The sequence below is a fragment of the Stygiolobus caldivivus genome (assembly GCF_019704315.1).
Lineage (GTDB): Archaea > Thermoproteota > Thermoprotei_A > Sulfolobales > Sulfolobaceae > Stygiolobus > Stygiolobus caldivivus.
The window spans coordinates 1,267,753-1,291,146 of the sequence record NZ_AP024597.1; the positions used below are offsets into that span (position 1 = coordinate 1,267,753).

General features: G+C 43.7%; 19 protein-coding genes and 2 pseudogenes. 9 read left to right on the forward strand and 12 right to left on the reverse strand.

Features of this window, described 5'->3' with window-relative positions; translation table 11 throughout:
• Window positions 1-721 precede the first annotated feature (721 nt).
• Window positions 722-1,756 (reverse strand): MupG family TIM beta-alpha barrel fold protein, encoded by a 1,035-nt coding sequence (locus KN1_RS06165; protein ID WP_221290101.1) that lies wholly within the window; start codon window positions 1,754-1,756, stop codon window positions 722-724.
• Window positions 1,757-2,760: 1,004 nt separating this feature from the next.
• Here KN1_RS06165 and KN1_RS06170 point away from each other — a divergent pair.
• Entirely contained in the window at window positions 2,761-4,734 is a 1,974-nt protein-coding gene (locus tag KN1_RS06170) for an ABC transporter substrate-binding protein (protein WP_225905802.1), read from the forward strand.
• Window positions 4,735-5,333: 599 nt separating this feature from the next.
• Here KN1_RS06170 and KN1_RS06175 read toward each other — a convergent pair.
• The 3 genes from KN1_RS06175 to KN1_RS06185 form a co-directional block, all read right to left on the reverse strand.
• Window positions 5,334-5,822 carry a hypothetical protein gene (locus KN1_RS06175; RefSeq protein ID WP_221290103.1) on the reverse strand — a complete coding sequence of 163 codons (489 nt, stop codon included), beginning with the start codon at window positions 5,820-5,822 and terminating at the stop codon, window positions 5,334-5,336.
• Between the two features lie 462 nt (window positions 5,823-6,284).
• Complete coding sequence (locus tag KN1_RS06180) at window positions 6,285-6,428, reverse strand: hypothetical protein (protein WP_221290105.1); 144 nt, start codon at window positions 6,426-6,428, stop codon at window positions 6,285-6,287.
• A gap of 1,564 nt (window positions 6,429-7,992) precedes the next feature.
• On the reverse strand, window positions 7,993-9,351 hold the full coding sequence (locus KN1_RS06185; protein ID WP_221290119.1) for a hypothetical protein: 1,359 nt from the start codon (window positions 9,349-9,351) through the stop codon (window positions 7,993-7,995).
• Window positions 9,352-10,611: 1,260 nt separating this feature from the next.
• On the opposite strand from KN1_RS06185, the pseudogene KN1_RS06190 reads away from it, so the two are divergent.
• The 6 genes and pseudogenes from KN1_RS06190 (at window position 10,612) to KN1_RS06215 (ending at window position 14,188) form a co-directional block, all read left to right on the forward strand.
• Window positions 10,612-10,938 (forward strand): annotated as a pseudogene (locus tag KN1_RS06190) (HEPN domain-containing protein).
• Window positions 10,939-11,054: 116 nt separating this feature from the next.
• Complete coding sequence (locus KN1_RS06195) at window positions 11,055-11,696, forward strand: IS607 family transposase (RefSeq protein WP_221289677.1); 642 nt, start codon at window positions 11,055-11,057, stop codon at window positions 11,694-11,696.
• On the forward strand, window positions 11,668-12,906 hold the full coding sequence (locus KN1_RS06200) for an RNA-guided endonuclease InsQ/TnpB family protein (protein ID WP_221289676.1): 1,239 nt from the start codon (window positions 11,668-11,670) through the stop codon (window positions 12,904-12,906). The genes KN1_RS06195 and KN1_RS06200 overlap by 29 nt, the downstream gene beginning before the upstream one ends.
• A 32-nt stretch (window positions 12,907-12,938) precedes the next feature.
• Complete coding sequence (locus KN1_RS06205) at window positions 12,939-13,214, forward strand: hypothetical protein (protein ID WP_221290582.1); 276 nt, start codon at window positions 12,939-12,941, stop codon at window positions 13,212-13,214.
• A gap of 280 nt (window positions 13,215-13,494) precedes the next feature.
• The gene (locus tag KN1_RS06210; RefSeq protein WP_221290122.1) at window positions 13,495-13,863 is read left to right on the forward strand and encodes a HEPN domain-containing protein; all 369 of its coding nucleotides are present in this window, start codon (window positions 13,495-13,497) and stop codon (window positions 13,861-13,863) included.
• On the forward strand, window positions 13,844-14,188 hold the full coding sequence (locus tag KN1_RS06215) for a nucleotidyltransferase domain-containing protein (protein ID WP_221290125.1): 345 nt from the start codon (window positions 13,844-13,846) through the stop codon (window positions 14,186-14,188). The genes KN1_RS06210 and KN1_RS06215 overlap by 20 nt, the downstream gene beginning before the upstream one ends.
• 1,194 nt (window positions 14,189-15,382) lie before the next feature.
• Here KN1_RS06215 and KN1_RS06220 read toward each other — a convergent pair.
• Window positions 15,383-15,562 carry a hypothetical protein gene (locus tag KN1_RS06220; RefSeq protein ID WP_221290127.1) on the reverse strand — a complete coding sequence of 60 codons (180 nt, stop codon included), beginning with the start codon at window positions 15,560-15,562 and terminating at the stop codon, window positions 15,383-15,385.
• Between the two features lie 319 nt (window positions 15,563-15,881).
• Between KN1_RS06220 and KN1_RS06225 the strand changes: the two genes are divergently transcribed.
• A complete protein-coding gene (locus KN1_RS06225; RefSeq protein WP_221290129.1) occupies window positions 15,882-16,103 on the forward strand; it encodes a CopG family transcriptional regulator in 222 nt (73 codons plus the stop codon).
• Window positions 16,100-16,492 (forward strand): type II toxin-antitoxin system VapC family toxin, encoded by a 393-nt coding sequence (locus KN1_RS06230; RefSeq protein WP_221290131.1) that lies wholly within the window; start codon window positions 16,100-16,102, stop codon window positions 16,490-16,492. Before KN1_RS06225 ends, KN1_RS06230 begins: the two co-directional genes overlap by 4 nt.
• A 1,153-nt stretch (window positions 16,493-17,645) precedes the next feature.
• On the opposite strand, the gene KN1_RS06235 is transcribed toward KN1_RS06230, so the two are convergent.
• The 7 genes and pseudogenes from KN1_RS06235 to KN1_RS06270 form a co-directional block, all read right to left on the reverse strand.
• On the reverse strand, window positions 17,646-18,806 hold the full coding sequence (locus KN1_RS06235) for a glycosyltransferase family 2 protein (protein WP_221290139.1): 1,161 nt from the start codon (window positions 18,804-18,806) through the stop codon (window positions 17,646-17,648).
• A gap of 248 nt (window positions 18,807-19,054) precedes the next feature.
• A complete protein-coding gene (locus tag KN1_RS06240) occupies window positions 19,055-20,413 on the reverse strand; it encodes a glycosyltransferase family 2 protein (RefSeq protein ID WP_221290142.1) in 1,359 nt (452 codons plus the stop codon).
• A gap of 80 nt (window positions 20,414-20,493) precedes the next feature.
• Window positions 20,494-20,750: pseudogene (locus tag KN1_RS15095) on the reverse strand (NAD-dependent epimerase/dehydratase family protein).
• 1 nt (window position 20,751) lies between these two features.
• On the reverse strand, window positions 20,752-21,072 hold the full coding sequence (locus KN1_RS15100; protein WP_221290144.1) for a GDP-mannose 4,6-dehydratase: 321 nt from the start codon (window positions 21,070-21,072) through the stop codon (window positions 20,752-20,754).
• A 20-nt stretch (window positions 21,073-21,092) separates the two neighbouring features.
• The gene (locus KN1_RS06260) at window positions 21,093-21,701 is read right to left on the reverse strand and encodes a PIG-L deacetylase family protein (protein ID WP_221290146.1); all 609 of its coding nucleotides are present in this window, start codon (window positions 21,699-21,701) and stop codon (window positions 21,093-21,095) included.
• 9 nt (window positions 21,702-21,710) lie between these two features.
• Entirely contained in the window at window positions 21,711-22,340 is a 630-nt protein-coding gene (locus KN1_RS06265) for an HAD family hydrolase (RefSeq protein ID WP_221290149.1), read from the reverse strand.
• Complete coding sequence (locus KN1_RS06270; protein ID WP_221290152.1) at window positions 22,337-23,242, reverse strand: ATP-grasp domain-containing protein; 906 nt, start codon at window positions 23,240-23,242, stop codon at window positions 22,337-22,339. The genes KN1_RS06265 and KN1_RS06270 overlap by 4 nt, the downstream gene beginning before the upstream one ends.
• Between the last annotated feature and the right edge of the window lie 152 nt (window positions 23,243-23,394).

Consider the following 23,394-nt stretch of genomic DNA (forward strand, 5'->3'; position numbering starts at 1 on the left):
GAGTGGGTAAATAATCGGGTAAGTCAACTCCTTTTTCCATAATAAGTGCCAATTCATAATAAGTGCTTATGGGGACTACGTTATACCGGCGGAGTGAGCAATACGCGCCTCTTGAAACTCGGGCTTGTAACCGTGGGAGTCATACGGCCTTAACTCGTTCGCCTCCACAAGGTCGGGCCTTTCGACGATATTACGAGACTATCGTACTCCTTCGGGCCCTGAAGGACAAGTCCCGTGTCATGTCCCGCATCATATCCACGGCGAATACATACCTTTAAAAGGCCCTTGTAAACCGACCCGGTATGGGGGCCCTGATACCTGATGGGGAGGAAAAAAGGACTACACCCGGTTGGGTTAGGGTAGTAAAGAGATTTACCCTCCGGTCATACGGGCTCGGCAGGTTAGGCGGATAATTTGCATTATATTAATAAATTTGTTAAGATTTATTTATTAAAAATTTCTATTAAAGTTTAGAATCATTCGCAAAATAGACGTTTAACACTACACAAATTGTAAACACCGTCTGTGATGACTTGATGTTATTTATTCATATAAGAGTTATCATTTGTTCAGAATAACGGCATTAATACAACCCTCGTCACTATAAACTGTTTATACTCAGCCATCACGTAAAAGGCGACCGTGCCCCCCACGGTTATACGCAAATAGTATACCGTGGGACTTTGTACAGGGAAAGGGGGCAGGGAGAGGGCGATGGGCTTCATTTCATCTCTACGGGGACAAGCTTTATCGGCATCCTCTCTCCTAAGTACTCCAAAAGGTCCATGTCCTCCGGTAATACCTCCCCTATTACGTTAAACCTCCTATCAGCTTCTACCTCTCTCTTAAATATCCACACTTCAATTACGTCCGGTCTCCCGTTCATCACCGTGACCGCCCCCCTAAACCTCCTCGTTATATTCCTGGGCTTAATGTCGTTCTTAGCAAGCGTATTTAGAGCAACGGAATACTCCTTAATCCTTACATCGTAAAACTTCACACTAAAGACTTTGTTCTCCTCCTCCGTTAGGCCCGGGTAAACTAATACCCTGACCTTAGTGTATTCTCTAGCTTCCACTAATTCCGATAGTTCCTCGTCGGTCGGAAAGGGGTCTCCTAGTATCACCCTATCAATGACCCCGGTGTTAAACGCGATGGAAGCGGACTTTCCTACGTCCTTCCCCCTGAAGACCTCTACCGTAGTGCGACCTTCCACTTCCCTCGGTGAAGGTATAAATAAGGCTACGGGGATGCCCCTCTCTTTAAACTCCTTTGACTTTTTCACCGTGTCCTCTAACGATAGTGCAGTATACTTAATGGGGTAAAAGTCGTGGCTGGCTTTTAAGAGTTCAATATCCCTTACCTTGCTTATCACGTAGTCCAACTTATCCGTGGGGAATATACTGGCGTTAAGTTCTATTACAAGCCCTAAATCGTTATTAGCCATCTTTATTATCTCTTCCACGCTGAAGCCGTAATCAGCCCTAAGCCCCTTAACTTTTAGGTCTTTAAAGACCTGGAGGTTAGAGGGAGACGCGCCAAAACCCTTCAATATGTCAGGGTTTATGTCCACAAAAAAATACATATTATATTTCTCCGCTACGTTAGCGATCTCCCTTACCCCCTCAACGTATTGGGGGTCTACCCCTGACCAAACCTCGGTATACCCAAGCCTCCCGGCCTTTTCTGCGACCTCCTTTAATTGGTTTATCTTTTCCTTCCTCCACGCTTGTGAAAGTATTCCAATAGACCTCATTATGTTTTAGTGGTGCTGGGGAATTTAAAGTGCTAGTGCCGGGTTTTGTCCCGTTTGTACAGACTCTCAGTTCGATCTTTCTTTTTTTATCTTCCCGTCTATGATCGAGTATGGGGGCTTAACCCTCAATTACCTCCCTACATATACAGCCTTCTGAGAGCTGACAACGGTTTCACTAATTTGCAGTTTATTAAAAATTACCTTAAACCCAGGGTCATTAGCTGACCCATCGCGTTTTCCATTTGTCTTATTTGGAGTGGTGTTTTAACTGTTAATTACACGTCAAGTAAAAATAATATTAAAACGCTGGTAGGACGGATAACGAGGGGGTTAGAGCCTCTCACGTGTCCTATGTGAATTGTAATATCCCTCCTTGAATTAGTATAATTCAATTACATACGATTCAATTACATGTAATTCAATATACGTAATATAATTCTGCATAAACTTAATTATAAACCTGTCACTTTACGCTTTTGTTTGGTATCATGTGTTAGTATTAGTCAGTGTATATATATAATGGTTATAACCACACTCTACTTAGATAAATAGAAATCGCAAAGGAGAGTTGAAAGACCCGAGGTCATGAATCTAATTAGATAGGACGTTTAGCACACCTCCGGTTATTTACACATACATTATACTAATTTAACGAGATAATTTCAACCTACAATGGAGACGTGAGCGACCCACCCCAAAACTAACGGACTTATTTCATCATTTCCCCTTCGGTGTCTGTTTAGAACCGTGTAATACATGACCTCTTTATTACTTAGTCTATATCGAGCCCCTACTCATAAAGGCTAAAATACTACGAGGTACTAACGCCTCTAACGAACTGGTCTTTAACCGTGGAAGGTGAAGGGTAACTTGTAGCCTGCTAACTAGTTGTTTAGAATATTGCTCAAACTTTTAAATCGAGACATGAGGGTTAAAACATTTGAAATAAATTAACTGAGAGATTTGAAAAAAGTTAAAAGTTTAAATATAATAGAGGTAAGATTTTGATCAGAAATGGTATGAATACACATAAACTGTCAAAGTATTTAACTTTAGGAATAGTAATGGTACTCCTAATACCTTTAGCGTCTTCTCTAATGGTGTCGGCACAAATGAACTCTTCAACGTTATACATAGGGTGGGTGACGTCACACCCATACCAGAGCTTGTCCACTTATAACCCCAACTTGTTCGACGGGGGGTTAGGCGGGTCATTTTACGGCTTGGTCTACGCCTATACGGCCCTACTTAACGTCTCGAATAACGGTATAATACCGTGTCTAATAGAGAACTGGAGCTTTTCTCCTTCTAACTGGGAGCAGGTGTGGCAGAACGAGACGGTAAACGTCACAATAACTTTAAGGCACTCCGGCTGGGCTAACGGTGCACCTGTCACGGCTTACGACATAGAGGCTACTTGCCTCATTTTAGATATACTTGGCGCACCTCCTTACCCCAACTACACCGTAGTGAACAACTACACTATAATAATTTCACACCCTCCGGATACACTTTCACCTTACCTACTGGCGTTTACCGAAATATGTGCGATAGGGCTGGGGGAGGTAGCGTTAATTTCCAGTTACTCACAGTATAAGCCCCTAGTACAGCAGATCCATGCTGACTGGACCCAGTTACAACACGACAACACAACATTAATAAAGAAGCTGAGGAGCGAACTCCACAGTTACTTACCGCCGGGGCCTTTACCCGCTAATTATAACGGGCCGTATTACGTAGCCCAGATAACCCCGAACGAGATCGTCTTGGACAAGAACCCCTACTATTTCGCGGCTAATAACATAAAGTTTAACCAAGTAGTCATCTACCAGTTCTCCTCTATATCTTCAGCCGAAGCCGCAGTGCTTAAGGGGCAGGTGTCCATCGAATACAGCGCGTTCATGTCACTGCCTTCGACCTTAATCTCCAGCCTACCGTCGTATTATGAGGTAGTAAACATACCCGATCCCGGCGGTTATGCCTTATACTTTAACTTCAAGAACCCGTGGCTGGCGCAACTCCCGGTTAGGCAAGCCATAGCCTATGTCCTCAACAGGACGTCAATAGCACTTGCAGGTGGGTCAAAGTATTCCCCCGTCCCCATACCTAACGGGATCCCCAACTTCACCTACTATAAGCAGTATATCACCCCGGCAGTCCAGAACCTCAACCCCTATAGTACCAACTTACAGAAGGCCACGCAGTTACTTGAGAGTGCAGGGTTTACCATGAAGAACGGACAGTGGTATACCCCCAACGGGACTCCGTTTACGTTAACCATTATCGTCCCTACTTCACCCGGCCCAGGCTTAACGAATATGCTGAACGTCATAAAGGACGAGCTGACGTCTTTCGGCATACCTACGTCTTACTACATAGAGACGGTAAGTAGTGTTTTAATAAAGGACTGGCAGACGGGCCAAAACTACGACTTGGCCGTACAAGGGTGGGGAGGGTATTACCCGGTAACGGTGGACTGGTATTTGGAGACCCAGTATTTCGCCGGGATACCCTATAACGTGACCCAGTGGGACGGGGTAGTGACGCTCCCCAACGGTACTCAGGTGAACGTGATCAAGCTGTACAGTGCTACAGTGGCACCTAACTCCTCCGCAGAACTAACTTCCGCAAATGACGAGATGGCTTACGCGCTCAACTATTACTTACCCGCACTACCATTAGTATATGAAGCCCAACAGGTAATCATAAACACCCACGACTTAGTAGCACCTCCGCCCAGCTCTTGGTTCTGGCAGGAATACTTCTACGGGATCGGAGGGACAGCGATAAACCAGTTAGGGTTATCTTCCGATTACCTGCAGCCGGTTAGCATAGTTACCACCACGTCGACGAGCACCGCACCACCCGTGACCACGAGTACGACCACCTCGGTAAGCCCGTTAGAGGTCGCAGGGATAGTCGTAGTAGTTATCGTGATCATAGCCGTCGCTTTAATAGCACTTAGGAGGAGGAAGTAAAGCCCTTCTCATGAAAGCCTGGAAAAGTCCTTCCTTTCTTTTTCTCCCCACTGTCTCTCCAGTTCGCCCCTACACCTCCATTTTATTTTAGCTTCAACATCAATGTAGGGGCTTAAACTCTCAAATACCTAGCTGTAGGCGGGTCACGGGACTCCTTTGAGCCCAACGGCATTGCCCACATTTCCGCGGTCACCCTTTTGGGCATTGCCCACACCCGCATGAGGGGTCATCCTCGTTATAGAAATCTAACATAAACAGATATAAAAGATTACTATTAGCGTGAAAAAGGATTCAGCCCTCTCTTGACCTTGATTAACACCGTATAAACAATTACCCCAGCCTTATTCAGGTGGAATACACTTTCAGGCACCGGAGGTCAAGTACAGACCTCAGGGCAGATATGACACGTCTAACTCTGTAAAACAGCATAAACCGAAAGCCCAGACAACGTCGTTATAGTACCTTGACGTTTAAGGCTTAACCAAGTGTAAAACTAACCTTTAAAAGACCTATACCTAAATTTTTCTATGGTGAAACCACTAACTTGCTAAATTATGAACAATAAATTTCTTTTCTTTTTTTAAAAAAACAAGCTTGACTTAACTACTATTACTCGAGGAAAATATGAGTATTTCATACAACTTAATAAATTCTAAGAACGCAAAGTCCTCATTGACCTTAGCATATTTCCCTAGCGCTACATATGCTCTATCGCATCCCAATATTTCAGCGTATTTCAAAGCCTGCCTTTCAGCGAGGTACAGGTTCTGTTGCCACCTCCTCTTATTCCCTACACTTTTTATTTCACCCGGATAGACACTGTTAATCATGAAATCTGGGACTCCGATCCCACCGTTACCGTAAATCTTCCTACCTTTGCTGATGACATTACCCAGTTCGCTAACCATTATATTGAATATCGACTTCTCTAATGTTTTACTAGATCTATGTATATTTGAAGCAATACCTAACTGGGCAGTTACCGCAGTAGGTGGCAGCGGCTTTAGCTCCTTAGTTTCGAACTTTACGACTTTATACACATTTATTCTACATATTTCACGGCATAATGTTACTGACGATATTATCATATTATATCACCTCCTTTTTTGAGATATTGAAAGTCGTTAGAGAGTTCTGTAGTTTCGTCCTCGTTAATGTTGTTGTAAGTAAAGTACGAGTATTACCGATTATGGCGTTTAGTCGTACCGTGCCGCTATATTACTACATAAATTCGTCGTAAAGTAGTCCGGTTCTTAATCGTCTCATTAAATAGTAAATAAGCTTATATTTAAAATTTTCTCTTACATTTATCGCTAGTATTGCACTTAATAAAGAAGGGGTTATAGGAGGGTTACTATATACTCATTAAATTGAGGAATATCCGTGAAATTATATTAAGATATCACTGACATATTTAGCGGTCTTTAATAGGCCTCATTCCAAGGTGCTTGTCAGACAAGATTAACAGTAAAATTAACAGTAAACGGCATACATAACTACACATTTTAACTCCTCTTGGTTAAAGTCCATACGAGTATAGAGGGTAAACCTTAATTACCTCTTTTTCTGTCGCTCTTTTCCACACTAGTCATTACACTATTGTCGCTCACGTCGCAGGCCGAATACTTTGGTAAGGGTATATTCACCGACCTTGACTCCACGAGTGTTACCTTACCCACTAATAGGGTTGCCATAGCTGTCACCACCTCTTACCTGACCCGACTTAATGAGCCCGTCACAGCGTGTTATACCTTACCTACCCTCACGATAACGTAGGGTTAAACTCTTCAAAGTAACCCTTAAGCGTTGACCGATAAAACAACCGCCCGGTTAATAAAGGGTAACAGTACCCTTAGTACGGGGCGTAAAAATTATACTGAACGAGGGAATAAGGCCTTGCCCTTTAGTCCCCGACTAAGGACATTATCAAGTTACTTATTGCAACCAACGCCTCGGTGCAGTTGGTTAGGACATCGTCCCTTAAACTATCTTTTTCAGTAAAATGGAATCGTAGCTAGCTCAGTGGTTGTAGAGAAAATATGACTTTTATCCCTTTTGGTATTCTACACGAAATTCATAATGTACCTGCTAACACGTTTAAGCATGTCTTTCAATCCGTGAGGGGATTTAATCCTCGAATTTCTCGAGGGTTATTCATTATTGTCTTTTCTTAACTTTCAATCCCTTTGGGGATTTAACTGATTGGTTTATATACTACTTGATGTGTGAATTCGCTTTTCCTACTTATAACTTTATAAGTCCCTCGTCATCCTCTCACGTGACCGTTTTTCCTAGTATTTTTCTTGTCGTTTTTCGGTCGCATGGTCTACGCGTAAAATTTAAAGGATTTTTTTATTTATGAACGTTTGCCCATCGTTACAAACTCCGTACCGGTCGCACCGGTTTGGCTAATTTTACGTTTTTAAGCTTGACTAGGGAGTCGTATTTCCCCTGTCGTAAAGTCGTATTTTACCTTACGTAGATTAGTACCGTCTCCATATAAATTATACGACTCTTTCCCTAAAAGACACTACGTCGTTAAACTACACGGGACAGAAACCCTTATTACTCCTCTTTTAACCCACGACAACTCCCTAAAAGACACTACGTCGTTAAACTAAACAATGTTTACACCTAGGCTTTAGGGTTAACCTCACGTAATGTTTTCGGGAAAAGGCCCGACGAGTCGTCGACTTTATCTGTTTGGTCAGCGTTCCTCTCAGGACACCTAGCCGGGTGTGTCGTTGTCCAGAACCCAAAGGGTACGTAACCTAAATAAAGTACATGCTTAAGTAGGAGTGAGATTCAGGGTAAAATACTCTACTGGTACGTTTTTCAACAAACGTCGGACTAACAAGTCCGAAGCTAGTGTACTGGCGAGGGAAGAGCGGTGGGCATTACACACCAGTTTCTGGCCCGGTACCGTGACACGGAGCTTAGCCGGTAAAACCACCTAACACTAGGTCGACGTCAAGATCGAGTCCTATTTTACTTACCGCCCTCCCCCAACATTACTGGCCCCCCTTCGCTGACTCATCTGCAGTAACTCAAGTAGGGGCACTCACTGCTACACTTCTTTGCCAGCCTGGGAAAAGACTAGTTACCTAACCCTAACTGACAAGTCAGGGCAGTAATAAGTGTGGTTAAAACCCGGTTTTTCTTAGCCTAGCTATTTTATGTTGCAATAAAATAATAATCTCTCGTCACTCCGAGAAGTTTAATTCACATTTATTTAGTATTAAAATAGTGTTGTTTCTATCATACTGTATTTTTTGAATTTTTTGCAGTCGGGTCTCTCTCGTGAGGCGAGACACATGTACCTCCCTTCCAGCACACTTCTACACCTTCAACGCCCATTAAGCCCAATATCGCGGCTAGGTTAAAGATCACGGCACTGACGTTCACCTTGCCACTCCTCTCTTTTTCTCCTACCCTCACCCTGAATATGTCAGTATATGAGTTTACAGCTAACTTTTTCCATCTGTTAAAGGTAAAGTTGTCCCCCGTAAGTATTACTGACCCCTTTATTAAGTCAGGTTCTATTTTGGGGATTGCCACGTCGCATATTGTAGACTCGCTTGGTATCATTCTCGCCCTTTCCCTCAACGCCTCGTATACGTAGAACACTGCGTTACTGAACTTTGTCTTAGTGTTGACGTTCCATAAGACCTCGTTGTGTACACAGTACGGTATTACCAAGTTCCTCACTTCGTGGGTGTGGATGCCGAAATACACCAAGTTCGTGTCTATTATCACGTTCCTCCCGTAAGATACTTCCTCTACGGTACTGATATGTGGTGGGGCATTACTGCCGGTGGGGGAGCCTTTGTCCTCTTCTTTTTGTCTACTCTCGTGGAGCTCGCCCCGGAGGTCTACTTCAATTTCGTATGCCCCCGCCAAGGAGAGGATCGTTTTCGACGGGTCTCTGTATTTTTCAGTACTGATCAGCGAAGAGTCTTTTGCCGTTAGCTCGCTCAATATATTTTTAACATCACGGTAACTGGACGAAGCAGTGCTTAGCACCGGTTCTTCGTTAATTTTAAGCACTAAGTCTTCTTCACCCTCCTTGTCTAGTGCCTTGTTTAGCTTTATAGCCATAGCTTGTACTGTCTTGGTAAAAAGGGTGTCACTTAGGTAACCGTCCAAGTTTAAGTCCAGTTTCACGTTGGTGGGTGTACTGTCTCCTAAGACCATTACCTTTTCCATACTCCTCGGCACGAACGGGTAATAGAACGAAGTCCAAGGGCCAAAGCGGAATATGAAATTCACAAGCGGGTACTTCTCCTGAGCGTGGAGGAGGGCTAAATAGACGGCTATTATATTAGCCCCTGAGGTGGGTACCAGGTAGACCTTTTCACATCCCTTGACCTCCTCCTTTATCATCCCCTTAAATTCGTCAAAACTCTGGTCGTGTATCTCCTTAGTCACCACGTTCACCCCTTTTTTACGTAATTCACTCAATAAGTCTGACAGCCTCTGTAGGTGAACCTTGTTGAAATTGGCGTAGAGTATTACCAACTTATGGGGCCTGAAGATTTCGTAACTCCTGACTATCGACGAGAAGGAACTCTCAAACACAAAGTCCGACCTGTTTATAGGGACTACGACGCACCTCATAATATAAAGGGGGTTAAGGGGATATAAATGTGTTATATAGTACCCTCCTAAACGCGTACTACTAACCGCAAAAGAGGTAGACGATACAGTCGCGTCTTGTACCGCAACAAAAGGTTACGTGACGATACGCCGTTTAAGTGGCACAGCCCTAACTCCGCTGAGGCCCATTATGACGCCTTCCCACATGTCTTTGAAATAGCAGTTGATTTCCTTAAATAAATACAGTAGACCGTGTCGCAAGCCATTCGTGATAAACATTGTAGGGCAAAGCCTAGTCCTCCTGCCAAGCGGCAAGTCCCTTGTGCCACAACGGTATTGTCCCAACCCCCACCTCGATTTACGTTTTACTCTTACCCTCCGTGAGAGGATGAAGAGGGACTTATAATGTTATGAGTAGGAAAAGCGAATTCACAAATCAAGTAGTATTTAAACCAATCAGGTTAAATTATCAAAGGGATTGAAAGGTAGTAGGTATGCTAATCGGGAAGTTTTCCGTAGTCACGTGTTAAATCCTAAAAAGGATTGAAAGTCGTCAAACACGAAGAAGGGTTTTTCCCCGCACCGTTAAATCCCAAAAGGGATTGAAAGGTAAAATGATACTTCCCGATGACAGTCTTCTCGTCCAGGTTAAATCCCAAAAGGGATTGAAAGATAGGTACCTTAACGATCCAGTGAAAAAAGCGAGAGAAATTCCGGGGATGGAGAGCAGGAAATAGTGGGAGTACTAACGACCTCGACCTCCGTTGACCCCCTCCAAGTCCCAACTGTTGGAATGACTGCAGTGTCTACCATACTAACTGGTCGTCTTTGTCCTCCACCTCACCGCTTATGGCTATTCCTCTGGTTAAACACAGCTTCTGTTGCCGGTAGGACAAGTACGAAGGACCCCCTTGTCTAACCTCCGGACAGTCCTTATACCTGCCACCACGCCTTTAAGCCTCGCCGAGTTCAGGTCACCAATGAACACGCTGTTCTAAACCCTCATTAAGCCTTTCTTCTCGAGTAGGTCTGCGACCTTGTCCCTTCAGTCCGTCGTCTGTTATATCGTGGAAGACTATGTGGAGCACGTCATTTCGCCATGTAAGGTTTATATTCCGCGCCGTGCAAGATAGCGTCAGTGAGTCTCCAAGCCTGGGTGTAGGTCGGCCCCTCGTCCTAAGCATAAATATTTATCAATAATAAGTGATATTAGTCATAATGCAGAGGTACAACGACTGGCTGAGGCAGGCTGAGAGGAACTTAAAGTCCGCCGAGGTCAACATGCAATACGGGCTTTACGAAGAGGCGTGTTATGAGTCGCAACAAGCTGCAGAGAAGGCAGTAAAAGCACTGTTAAACTTTTACCACCTCTAGGTTAGGCGTTACTCCGTCACCATACTCCTCCGAGACGTGGACGTCCAGGTACCTAAAGAAATAGAGGAGTGCGGGCAGGAGCTGGATAAGCATTACCTCCCCTCCAGGTACCCGGACGTCTATGACGCGGGTGCCCCCGCCGATTATTATAACGAAAATACGGCGAAGAGGTGTTTTGATTGCGGTAAAAAGGTCCTCGGGTGGGTGGAGGGCGTTGTTAGAGGGACTGTGTAAAAAGTACTCAAAGTTTGACCCGAAGGTGGTCATACTCTTCGGGTCTTACGCGAGGGCTGAATCCTTTTTTATGTTAATAGAAATCTTTTTATGTTCATTTATTTCTAACTAAATTTGTGGAGAGACTACTGAGACCTAAGGAGGCTTGCCAACTGTTAGGAATTTCATACTCAACACTCTTGAGGTGGATAAGGGAAGGCAAGATAAGGGTGGTAACAACTGAGGGTGGGAAGTATAGGATACCTTACAGCGAGGTTAAGAAATACCTAGAGAGGAGGGAGGAGAGTAGGGCAGTAATTTATGCTAGGGTGTCATCAGCTGACCAAAAGGAGGACTTGGAGAGGCAAATAAACTACTTAACAAACTACGCAACGGCAAAGGGATATAAGGTAGTTGAAGTGTTGAAGGACATTGCTAGTGGGTTAAATACGCAGAGGAAGGGACTGCTAAAGCTGTTCAAATTGGTAGAGAGCAGAAGTATAGACGTCGTGTTAATAACATACAAGGACAGACTTACTAGGTTCGGGTTCGAATACTTGGAGGAGTTCTTCTCAGCAATGGGGGTAAGAATTGAGGTAGTTTTTGGTGAAGAGCCTAAGGACGCAACACAGGAACTCGTAGAAGACCTGATCTCTATCATAACCTCATTTGCAGGAAAAATTTACGGAATGAGAAGCCATAAGAAGACACTGTTTATTCAGGGCGTAAAAAAGGTCATCGGTGAGTTAAATGCAGAGGACGGTAAAGCTGAGGGTTAAAGTGAGTTACGAGACCTACAAGAAGCTGAAAGAGGTTGAGGAGGAGTACACGGAGATATTAGGTGATGCGATAGAGTACGGGTTGTGGAACAACACTACCTCGTTCACTAAGATCAAAGCGGGTATATACAAAGCGGAGAGGGAGAGACATAAGGGCTTACCGTCACATTACATCTACACGGCTTGTGAAGACGCCAGTGAAAGGTTGGACAGCTTTGAGAAAATGAAAAAGAGGGGTAGGGCTTATACCGATAAGCCGACGATAAGGAGGGTCACAGTACACTTAGATGACCACGTGTGGAAGTTCAGCCTTGATAAAATAACGATAGTTACAAAACACGGTAGGGTTTCCCTATCCCCGCTCTTCCCTAAAATATTCTGGAGGTACTACAATAGTGGTTGGAGTGTTGCAAGTGAGGCTAGGTTTAAGCTCTTAAAGGGTAACGTAATAGAACTCTACATCGTCTTTAAGAAGGATGAACCAAAGCCATACACTCCTCAGGGCTACATTCCAGTGGACTTAAATGAAAACGCTATATCACTCCTAGTTCACGGGAAACCAGTACTTTTAGAGACTATGACGAAGAAGACCACTCTCGGTTATGAGTATAGGAGGAGGAAAATTACTACTGGTAAGTCTACTAAGGACAGGGAAACTAGGAGGAAGTTAAGGAAGTTAAGGGAGAGGGATAAGAAGGTGGACGTCAGGAGGAAGTTGGCTAGGCTGGTCGTTATGGAGGCTTTTGAAAGCAGGAGTGTTATAATCTTGGAGGACTTACCTAAGAGAGCTCCAGAGCACATGGTTAAGGACGTGAGGGACTCTCAACTTAGGTTGAGAATTTACCGTTCCGCATTTTCTTCCATGAAGAACGCTATTATCGAGAAGGCTAGGGAGTTCGGTGTTCCAGTGATTTTGGTCAACCCAGCATATACTTCTTCCACATGCCCAGTACACGGCTGTAATGTTCTCTACCCACCCAATGGGAGCACTGCTCTAAGGGTGGGTAGGTGTGAGAAAGGAGGTGAGCTGTGGCACAGGGACGTAGTAGCTCTGTATAACCTCTTGAAGAGAGCTGGACATGTGAGCCCCGTGCCGTTGGGCTCGAAGGAGCCCCATGACCCGCCTACCGTAAAATTAGGTAGGTGGCTGAGGGCTAAGCCCCTACACTCGATCATGAATGAAGATAAAATGATTGAAATGAGAGTGTAGGGACAAACGGTGACTACACTAATGAGAGCGACATTGACGTACTGGTGGTGTCGGACGCCTTCCCTAAAGACCCGAGGGAGGGCTTCGCGATGGCTTTCGACCCGAATGACCCTAAGGTCATGCCCGTAGCCATGAACACCGAAGTGTTCCTGAAGAAACTGAGGGAGGGCTCTACTTTCGTCCTCGAAGCCATAGAGGACGGGAAAATACTGTGCGGTGACGGACATTTTATCGAAGAGGTGAGGGAGACCTTCAGCCAAGTGAGGAAGAGGTTTAAGAGGGTGGGGAAAGTGTGGAAGTGGGACTAGGTGACGAGTGGGGTGGGGTAATGGAGTTCTACGCCCTATGAATTTTAATTGTCTCCCTTAAATTATTACGATTCGCGGACAAATAATACGTGTACAAGGATCATTCTGTATAAACCAGCTCATTAACACGTCGCTTTACGCCCTTACACTTACTAGGTATTAATACCGCGGAGTATATTTGATGGGACACCTCATCACTGTTATGGCTACAAAGGAGACGTGAACGGCCCTGAAAATCGTACAGCCTAACCTTATTAACTCGTGGGGGGATCATAATTACGTGGAGTTCCTTAAGAGAAACGCCTTAGACTTTTTGGACTATGCCAAGCTACTCCTGAATGACGGGAAATACAACTTAGCTATGTTTTCGTTAGAGCAAGCTTTGCAGCTGGGCCTGAAGTACTACTTGTCTAGCCTTACCGGCTCGTTCCCTAAGACCCATGACGTCGTAGAACTGTTGAAAAAGGTGGTGGAGCTCACGAATAACGCTAAGCTCTCCCAAGTCCTTTCTTCAGAGATCCCTACACTAGACCTCTTAAAACAAGCGTACATCGCGTCTAGGTACCTCCCCGTCGATTACGATAAGGGGGCCGTAGAAAGGGCTTTGAAACTGGTCGAGGCGGTGTTAGGTGAGCTGGGAATACCTTAAGAAGAAATGGGAGGAGAGGAAGGGGTACTTAAAGGACGCAAGGCGTTATGTAAGGCTTATTAAGGAAGTCTGTGTCGAGAAAGTCGACCCGGAGTGTAGGGTGATCCTCTTCGGCTCTGTGGCTAGGGGCGATTACAGGGACGACAGCGACATCGACGTGTTGGTGGTCACGGACAAGGCCGTTACTGTGTGGGACAAGGTGAACATCCAAGTAGTGATAGAGGGTGAGTTAAACATAGGTAGCCCCTTTGAGTTCCACATAGTGACTAGAAAAGAGTTTGAGGGGTGGTATAAGAGGTTTATCGACGTTTACGAGGAGTTCTGAGGGGGGTTTAGGGAAAACGTTAAGACAAACTGACAGGTTTCACCCCGTCGGGGGTTTAGCCGGTAAAGCGACCCGTCGGGGTGCGTAAAGCGTGGCTGTTAAGGAGCAGAGGGCTAGTTTCAGCCCACGACGCTAAGGTTTTTAGATGTAAAAGTGCTTGTTCTCCACCTTATGTCGTCTATGGAGTAACGTTTTGCGTTAAGCATGCATTCACTTCCCCCTAATTGGTCACGGCCTTTACGTTTTTGCGGTCATAGTATAGGCCCTAGAGCGCTCGACCTGAGACGGAGTTTAGTGTAACGTTTTACGTAAAACCCTTGTGTATGATATATTTTTACTAATTACATGAGTACTATTACATACTTCTCAATCAAAAACCAGTAGTTTTTGGCCATTTACATAAGTATATGTATAAGTATTACTATAAATGTTTAGGATAATTACCCAGCAGCCACGATTTTCAGTATTTACTACAACGTACTTACCCAGGTATTTGGGGCCTTTATCCATGAGCTTTTCCGTCATAATACGTATAATACCTCCAGAAGGAACACATAAGTGTGGGAGGGGCTCTTAGAGGAGTTAACGCCAATGGGGAGACGTAAGGAATTACCCAAGGGTGGGATATTGGTCAACGGTCTCCCTTTACTGTCCTTAAGGGGTCCTCCAGGTCTGAGAGGGTTTTAAGAAACGTCAATTTGCACTAACTATCGGGAAATAAAAATGGGATTATACGTCCGTGACCTTAAAGATATGCCTTATTTACTAGCGTCAAAAACTTGAGTTGAATTTTTTCTTTACTAACGTTAACTCGGACATAGGGGTCTATGACCCTCGGTATTATAATTTCTCTACCGTCATAAGTTATAACACGCCAGTCCCCCGAAAGTGACGGGGCCCGAGTCGGTGTTTGTACCCATTACTTCTCGTTTAACGTTAATGACGTCTGTCCTACTTATTTCATCCCGGTAGGCTACTGGTTCTTCCCAAAAGGTTAAAGGACGACATGTCCCGCAATACCACCGACAACGCTAAGGCTAGATAAAAGAAAAAATACCAACACCATTATTAAGGGGGACTCGCGGAACGAGAGAAACGGGACTATGGAGTGTCTAGTAGAAGTTTTGTAGTAACTAAATACAAGCGTACCAATAATTTATGGCTAATACGAAGACACTAACGTATTTTATTAACTTAATAATTATCACCTTGTACCGATATGACCTCATCGCTGTTAACCACCTTGTAAACACCACCAGTTGAGGCAGCGTACATAGTATATGGTGATCCTGGAGCTGACGTCCTCGTATGGTCTATTGAGAAATTAAGTAACGTCGCCTCCTCCCTGTTAAGATTTCTAGTATAGTTCGGCATATGTTATGTTTATTATGAATAATGTAAGTAGGTGCGATATACCTCATGTCTGTTACCTTCCCTTCCGGCATGTCGTCGCTCCCCCTCAGGAGTCTTTGTCGTGTCCGTGTTATACCCCTTTAAGTGGCCCCACGTGTCATTGACATGTCAAGTAGCATGACGCTGAGACCCTCTTTTTCACGGGGTCAGAACATACCGTTTTACTTCGTTTAGGTAACCTAAATTCGACTTAACTTAGAGTATGAAAGTCTTACTAGTACTCACCGAAGCCCTGTTTACAATAAGTAAACTATTTATTCCCTCGGGGATAGTATAACTTATGGGTAAAACTGTAATAATCTCAGTAAGGGTCCCCGAGGAGTTAAAAAGGGAGCTCGAAAAGTATAACATAGACGAAGCTGAAGTGGTAAGGAAGGCTTTAATAAACGAGGTAAAAAAGGCAAAGGCTAGAGAGTTGGAAAAACGTTTAGACGACGTAGTAAAGAAGATAAGTGTGGACGACGTAGTAAAGAGTATAAGAGAGGACAGAGACAGCAGATGAGTTACGTCTTTGACGCTTCCTCAATAATTAGACTAATTAGCGAGAAAAGAGTAGGAGTATTAGGAGGTAATTATACAGTCCCCTTAGCTAAGTTTGAACTGGGGAATACGGTCTGGAAGTATGTAATATTACACAAGACACTTTCGGAAGACGAGGGGTTAAGACTGATAAACATAATATCGGAAGTCCTAACGACTATGGACGTCATTGACGTAGACGAAGTCGAGGTGGAAAAGGTAGCGTTAACTTATAAATTATCCTTTTATGACGCCTCATATGTCCAACTCGCAATAGGCTTATCACTGCCTTTAGTTACAGAAGATAAGAAGCTCAAGGAAAAAGTTAGGGGTAAAATTAACGTGACCTCTGCTGACGAAGTTACGCCCTAATTATTAAGAGTAGACATACAACGTCCTCCTTCCCCCTACTGGCTGTAATATATAGGGGTAAATACGGTTAGTGTTGAAAAGTTACCACACTGAAGAGTTAGCTAGTAAGGATAGTGAGCCGGGTGTCGGAGGGGACAAGTCCTGTGCCGTAACATAATTGTTCTTGTGGAGTGTGCTCTAAAACAGTCATCAATTCGATAAGTGTTTGTACATTATGTCAAATAAACATCGATATGTTTAACCGCCCTTAAACGGACCTAATTAAGGGATGTCTTCTGATCGAGGACACGCGACGATTAATGACAGTGCTCCTTTGGGTGACCGAATAAATAAGTTATAAACCCTTGCACATAAGTGTTTCTAAAGTAATGTTTGCCTTTATACTTCTAGCTCTTTCCCGCGCGTAGTAATAGAAAGGACGGTTTTTATAAATACCGCGATATTTTTACAAACTCTCACCAAATTTTATGGCTGGTTAAGAGCATTCCCAAATGCTGTCACGTATGAGGTGCCAGTAGCGTCTGCTATGCCTCGTGCCCTCGTCCCACCTATTATCGGGCCTACGAGCAGTTTTTCAAGGTATCTTCCCTTATCCTAGGTAACCCGTTCTTGGTGACGGTCTCTATTGTCAGTCGTGTGCCCCTATCTTTTTCGGTGTCACTGAGGTGGTTTTTGTTAGTGCCGGATTTTATAGTGCATAGTTTAAAAGGTTTTTAAGGCCTCGTAATACCCCGCCCACGGTTTTTCAATAAACGCTAACTGAGTATAAATCGGAGCAGTCCCCTTACCTACCAGCTTTTCCCTTTACCCTTGAATAGGGTCTGAGGTTAAATATGTCGTCTACCGCGACCGCTTCTGCCCGACTATTACTCTACGTAGAGTTCAAATGTCCTTTTATGCACCGCCCGGGTTAAGGCCCTTAACGAGCCCGCAGTCCGACCCAGTGGCCGTCCCCTGACCCTGGCTTTCCCTCCGACTCTAGCCGTGAGCACTAAACTTTGTGTCACCTTCATACTCAGCCCCTCTGCCCTCTGTATTCCGACTGGGAGGTTGAAGGGGTTACAGCCCCGCCCCGCGATATTTAATCTCTCTCACACGCAGCGTTTTTCTGCAGGCCGTGCTAGCGCCCCCGTAGGCGACCCTGAAGGCTTTACTACCGTGGGAGAGTGGGTTTCGCTGTCACTGCCCTATAAACACTGTACACAAGTCCCGCGGGTTGTAGTACGGACAAGTAAAACGTGGAATAAGCGAATAACCCTAGGACGTCCTTGATAGTCCGGTCGTCGTATATGTCATACTTCTTCTTCATCAATTTCAATAACGAGTAATAATAAACCGGGGTGACCGCCAAAATAAGCGGGTTTATATAAGCGAGTAAGCCTATGAAAGGCACGTAAATCATTGCCTCTTTTACCCTGTTAGTTTTCGGCCAACTGTAAGACCTTTTAGAAAATATAGAAGATAATAAGAGGAGAGAGAAGAGGAACCCCAGTTTGTCACTGATAAAAGACAGCAATAAAAATTCAGAAGCAAAATAATAGGAAAAGTTATTCGGGTTTTTCAGTACCTCTTTCCAATACCTCTTTAATAGCCTCCACTTCCCGTATTCCCATTTTAGTCTCTGCCTGAACCACCCCTTAAAGCCCTTTTCCATCTCCGCTAATAAAAACAGCCCGTCTGAGAAAACGACCTCCTTACCGAGCCCGTAACTAATTAAACTGGTCTCCAGATCGTCCCCCTCGTGTACCTTGGAGTGTAAGTCATATATTTCTAGGAAATCTTTAGACCTCCACAAAGACCCCGTACCGTTTATGAACAAGCCGTGATTTAACAGCCTCCTGACGTAGTATGTGGAGACTATGTGCTCTAAATCTTGGAGTTTTGTCAAAACGTTTTCGCCTCTGTTCCTAGCCCCTACCGGGTATACTATACACGAACCATCACTAAGCAAGTTTATTTCCCTTTTTTCTATTATAGTGTCAAGGCTCCCCCACTCATCGCCTATTAGCGGGTTTACTTTTATTGTCACGTCGTCGTCTATAAAAAACGGGTAGGTTATGTCCCCCTCCCTCACCCCAGTCGCGAGGGCCTCAATCTTACCCTTGTTCCCCTCGAGGTGGATGACTTCAATCTGTTTATGACTTTCCAGTTTTCTTAGGTATTCAACGGTCTCTGTCCTCTTAGAGCCGTCGTCCACTATGTAAATCGGTAAAGAGGTCTGCCCGTACAGACCCTTTACAGTCCTTTCTAAGACCCCTTGCCTCGTATTATGTACGGGGATTACGAAACCCGTATAGGCCATCCGGACGTTCACAACTGTTTGTTTTCTCTCTAAATAAAATTTACTTGCTCACCTACGAGTGTGCAGCCGTTACGTATTATTTATAGGTGAGGGTCCGGGATCGGGCTGCCCCTTTCGTGACAGCCACTAAGTTGTTGAGTACAAACCCCGTATAAAGGTCGAAGTGACATCTTCCTTGCAGGTCTTACTTATCGTCACCTCTCTGGTTCCCACGCGGTCACATTATTTGATAAACAGATGCTGATAGGGGGTATTTTAATTTATAATGGGTACTTAACTACCTTTCCAGCTTTACTTCTTAGTTTAAAATATTCTCTCAGCCCAACAAAATACGGTATTAATGAGAGGTGACGCTCTATGTAATACCTCGGGAAATTTTTAATGAAATAAAGCCTTTTATTATTAAAATATTTTTTATAATTTCTATAGCCAATCGAGGTAAGGATTAAATAAGCGCTAAAATCTAATATTGGCCACATCAAATAACTCATCTGTTTAGTTATTATCCCCTCTGCCAAGGCATAGTTCAATACCGCTTCATAATAAGGTAAAGTAAAATATGCACCGATCTGTAACTTATGTAACGTTGTCATGTTCTTTTCTATATTCTTATCTTTTAATGCATAGTCTAATAATACGTACCAAGCACCCTTAAACCATCTACCACTTTGTTTTAGAAATCCTTTAAAATCTACTTCTTCTTGAGAATATGCCATTGCTTCGGGTACGAAAATAATTTTGTACCCTTTAGATTGTAATATCACTGTGTGTAGCATGTCTTCCGCAGCGTTCTCTTTCATGTCCTCCGGGACGGGGTATTTCTTAAGTACACTGGTCTTGTACAAGATGTTGGAACCGGACATAGTCCAGTGAGACCTGGGATTCATCACATTTCTATATATAGGTAATAAAAAATTATATTCAAACCTCCTTATATCAACAAAGCTACCGTAACTCTTCTCTTCCCATATTTGAACCCAACCGTATGTTGCTACAACGTTAGGGTTCCTGTGGTACTTCAAACTGTTTTTTATCCAGTCCTTGTCTAACTTCGTGTCAGCATCTATAGTGGCGGTCAACTCGTATTCGCCCTCATCGACCATACTTACCATTTGGTTTAACGACCTCTGTTTGCCCAAGTTCTCCTCAGTGTGCTTAATGAGTATAAAATCCGGGTCACCATCTTTCTTGTTATTGGCTGTGCATATCTCTTTGTTTTCAGACACCTTTTCACAAGTCACTCCTCCAAAGTAGTCTTTAGCGAACCTCAATATCTCGTCCAGAGACCCGTCAGTGCTGTAATCGTCAGTGACGATTATTTTAGACGGCTTATAACTCTGGTTCAACACGGACTCCAAGACCTCATATACTGTGTCCCTCTTGTTCCTGCAAGGTATGACTACTGCTACCCTTGGTTTATAGTTAGGGTCATCAACGTAGTTTTTTCGGTCTCTCTTAGACTGTAAGTAACCTAGCGGGAAAAATAACCAATATGCAAACAAATAGGGTACAGTAACTTTCAGAACCTCCATGGCTAAAGAAAACTTGCTCTTAATACTCTCTCTCATTAACCATTCTCTAACTAAATTAACGCTTAACTCATATATATTTATCCTCAATTTAGCCCTCTCATCGTAAGCCGATGAATAAGATAAGTTTTCTCAACACTTTCCGTTACGAAGTTTCTCGGCCGTCCGTACTACTTAGGACCGAACGCGTTAAATGGCCTAGCAATTATAATCGGTAGTCTATAAGTTTTGAAATAAGAATACGCTAGTCTATCTGCGGCTAGTTTACTTACAGAGTACGGGTGCGTAGGATTTAACGGATGTTTTCATCTATTGGCGTATAAACTGGGTCTCCATACACTTCCGAGGAGGACTGTATTATTACTTTCTCTACTGAGGGAGATTCTAAACAAGCTTCTAAAACATTAATTGTACCATTTATATTTATGTCAAATGTTTCTTATATTTATGTCAAATGTTTCCCTCGGGTCTATTATTGACATATCCGGATTTGGCTGTGCTGCTAAATGATATACGATATCTATGTCTTTGACGATCGCCCTTACTTCTTTATAATCCCTTATATCCACCTTTGCAAATCTAATTCTCCCCCCATATTTTTTAAATAAGTAATAAATGGTTTCTTTCGTCGTGCTCCCATCCGGTCTAGATAATAACACTACTTTACTATTTTTCTCGTTTTCTAGTATATACTCTGTCAGATGTCCTCCTATAAACCCAGTACCTCCAGTAATTAATACTCTCGTCATAATCCCACTTTCACTATAATTTAAAATACCTCCCTATATTTTATTATTTCAAAGCCTTCAGCGTAGTCAACATTATTTATATATCCAAAGTATTTATTTATCCCTGCTATAACTTCTCTTTTCAAATAGTCCCTATGTCCTTGTGATTTATATTTTTCCAATACTTTTAATTTCTCTTCGAATACGTCGGATATATCTATAAAATAGTTTGGGCTGAAGTTGTTATATAACAACGGTGCCCAAAAAGACAGTACCTGTGGTACCCTCCTCCCCGCTATTTTTACCGCTTCCGCTACAGTCCTGTGGTCTTGGTGGGAGTCGTTTAGGCTGTGCGTATATAACCTGTCGGGGTCGAAGTCCTTTATAATAGTTTCTAACTCGTCCTTTATTTCATTGAATTTAGTATTTAGTAGCGTGTCGTGGAAACTGAATAGTTTATAGTCCTTTATACCTAGATAGCTTATTATCTCTAATACCTCCTTTTCTCTTTCTTTCGGTTCCCCTCCCTTTTCCCCCTTAGACAGGATCACATAAAGTACCTGATCCCCCTTCCTGACATGTTTTAGCAAAGTCCCCCCGGCCCCGAGTTCTATATCGTCGGGGTGAGCACCTATAAACATCACTCTCATTATAAATTTTTAGAGTATTAAGCAATTTAAATTCCTTACTGTGATTTTTGGTCTGTAACTCTCCTCCACAACAGTATTCGGTATACCCCTATATAGGCCGGTCAAGACCCTTATTGTCACAATTTTCAGCTTGTTAGGGATAAAGAAGTCCCTGAACACGTCGTCCCCTATATACACGGCGGGCGAATACTCTTTAAATATCCTCACGTTTTCCTCATTCAATTTGTCCTCCACGACTATGTAATTCAACTTTAGGCCGTATTTTTCCTCAATACTCTTTATCTTAACCCCCTGGAACTCCTTCCTCCCCTCGGTGTAAACGACCACGTCACCCCTCTTTAACAGATCCACGGCGTTTTTGTACAAGGTGACCCCCTTATTTTTGAAGTATTCTATTGACAATTCCCTGTATGACTTAACGAGGTCTTTCGGGTCTATATCTAGCCTCATGTCCTCTACCAGCGAGTCAAAGACCGGGTAGTGCATGGTCTTCGCCCTCACTGTCCTCACCAAATACTCGTATACTACACGTGAGTTTGTCCCGCATTTCCTTTGGACGGCTTTCGCTATCTTCCTGAACACGGGCTTTAAATACTGTTCTTGGTTGTATAACGTGTTGTCTAAGTCTATGAATATCATTTCCAATAATAAACTTGGGGTACCCTCACATATATACCTTCGTTAACCTTAAACCCACCTACTTTATTGCCCTCCCATATGTCTATTACTAACTTCGGTAAATTTACCCCCGCGGCGTCCGTTATGTCTAACCCGCCTGAGAACCTTATGTTTATCTCTTGTAATTTCGGGTTACCGTAGAGGTCTTCCCTGAACTGGACGTTAAACCCCCCGGTGAACTTTAAGTAAGACGTGACCTTTTTGACATACCCTAATATCTTTTCGTCCACCTTCACCCTCCCCACCACAGTTACCCCGGATCTAGTCTTTAACCTCACCCTGGGGACTGCTACGACCAGTTTACCATCCTTATCAGCTACTGCGTCCACAGTCCACTCAGTCCCGGGGAGGTACTCTACGTAAAAATACCCCTCTTCCCTTTTAAACTCCTCCCTGTCACCCGTGTACACCCCCCTACTCCCCCTACCTTTTACAGGCTTTTTTACGACCTTTTCCGACCTCATTGCCCTCGGGTCTTCAGAGTATTCCGGGACCAATTCCGGTACTTTATCCTCAAAATGCTTGTAAGTCTTTAACTTGTCCAAACAGACTTTTACTGTCTCTTTCGGGTGCAGGATAAACTTCTCCCTATACTTTAAACCCCTCTCCGCCATGACTTCGATCTCCTCGTCGACAGTAGGGATGACAAAGTCTATGTTTTCTTTCTCTATAACCTCCTCCAACGTCTGAATAAATTTTTCCATTTCATAAGCGGGCGGTATGACATAGTAACTGTCCGATAGGACGAACCCCTCGGAATATTCGTTAATGTCTGTAGAAACTATGTAGTACCCGTACTCCTTCAGCAACTTTATTACGTTTATCCCAGCCGGTCCACCCGCACCAGTAACTAGTATCCTCACAGTTTTAAATCACTAATTTGTCTTTAAATCTGTTTCTGGTAGGGGCTAAGTGTAAACCACTCCCTTACCAGTAATATGAACTGCTGAGAAAGCCTAGTAGTGGGAAATACGAAGGACTGTGGAGAAAACGTATCTTGTCCTTAGGGGGCTAA

Coding starts and splice junctions, on each gene's coding strand:
- KN1_RS06230 (WP_221290131.1), top strand. CDS start 16,100: ATGAGTTACGTCTTTGACGCTTCCTCAATAATTAGACTAATTAGCGAG.
- KN1_RS06175 (WP_221290103.1), bottom strand. CDS start 5,822: ATGATAATATCGTCAGTAACATTATGCCGTGAAATATGTAGAATAAAT.
- KN1_RS06165 (WP_221290101.1), bottom strand. CDS start 1,756: ATGAGGTCTATTGGAATACTTTCACAAGCGTGGAGGAAGGAAAAGATA.
- KN1_RS06225 (WP_221290129.1), top strand. CDS start 15,882: ATGGGTAAAACTGTAATAATCTCAGTAAGGGTCCCCGAGGAGTTAAAA.
- KN1_RS06220 (WP_221290127.1), bottom strand. CDS start 15,562: ATGCCGAACTATACTAGAAATCTTAACAGGGAGGAGGCGACGTTACTT.
- KN1_RS06200 (WP_221289676.1), top strand. CDS start 11,668: ATGCAGAGGACGGTAAAGCTGAGGGTTAAAGTGAGTTACGAGACCTAC.
- KN1_RS15100 (WP_221290144.1), bottom strand. CDS start 21,072: ATGACGAGAGTATTAATTACTGGAGGTACTGGGTTTATAGGAGGACAT.
- KN1_RS06260 (WP_221290146.1), bottom strand. CDS start 21,701: ATGAGAGTGATGTTTATAGGTGCTCACCCCGACGATATAGAACTCGGG.
- KN1_RS06265 (WP_221290149.1), bottom strand. CDS start 22,340: ATGATATTCATAGACTTAGACAACACGTTATACAACCAAGAACAGTAT.
- KN1_RS06185 (WP_221290119.1), bottom strand. CDS start 9,351: ATGAGGTGCGTCGTAGTCCCTATAAACAGGTCGGACTTTGTGTTTGAG.
- KN1_RS06180 (WP_221290105.1), bottom strand. CDS start 6,428: ATGGCAACCCTATTAGTGGGTAAGGTAACACTCGTGGAGTCAAGGTCG.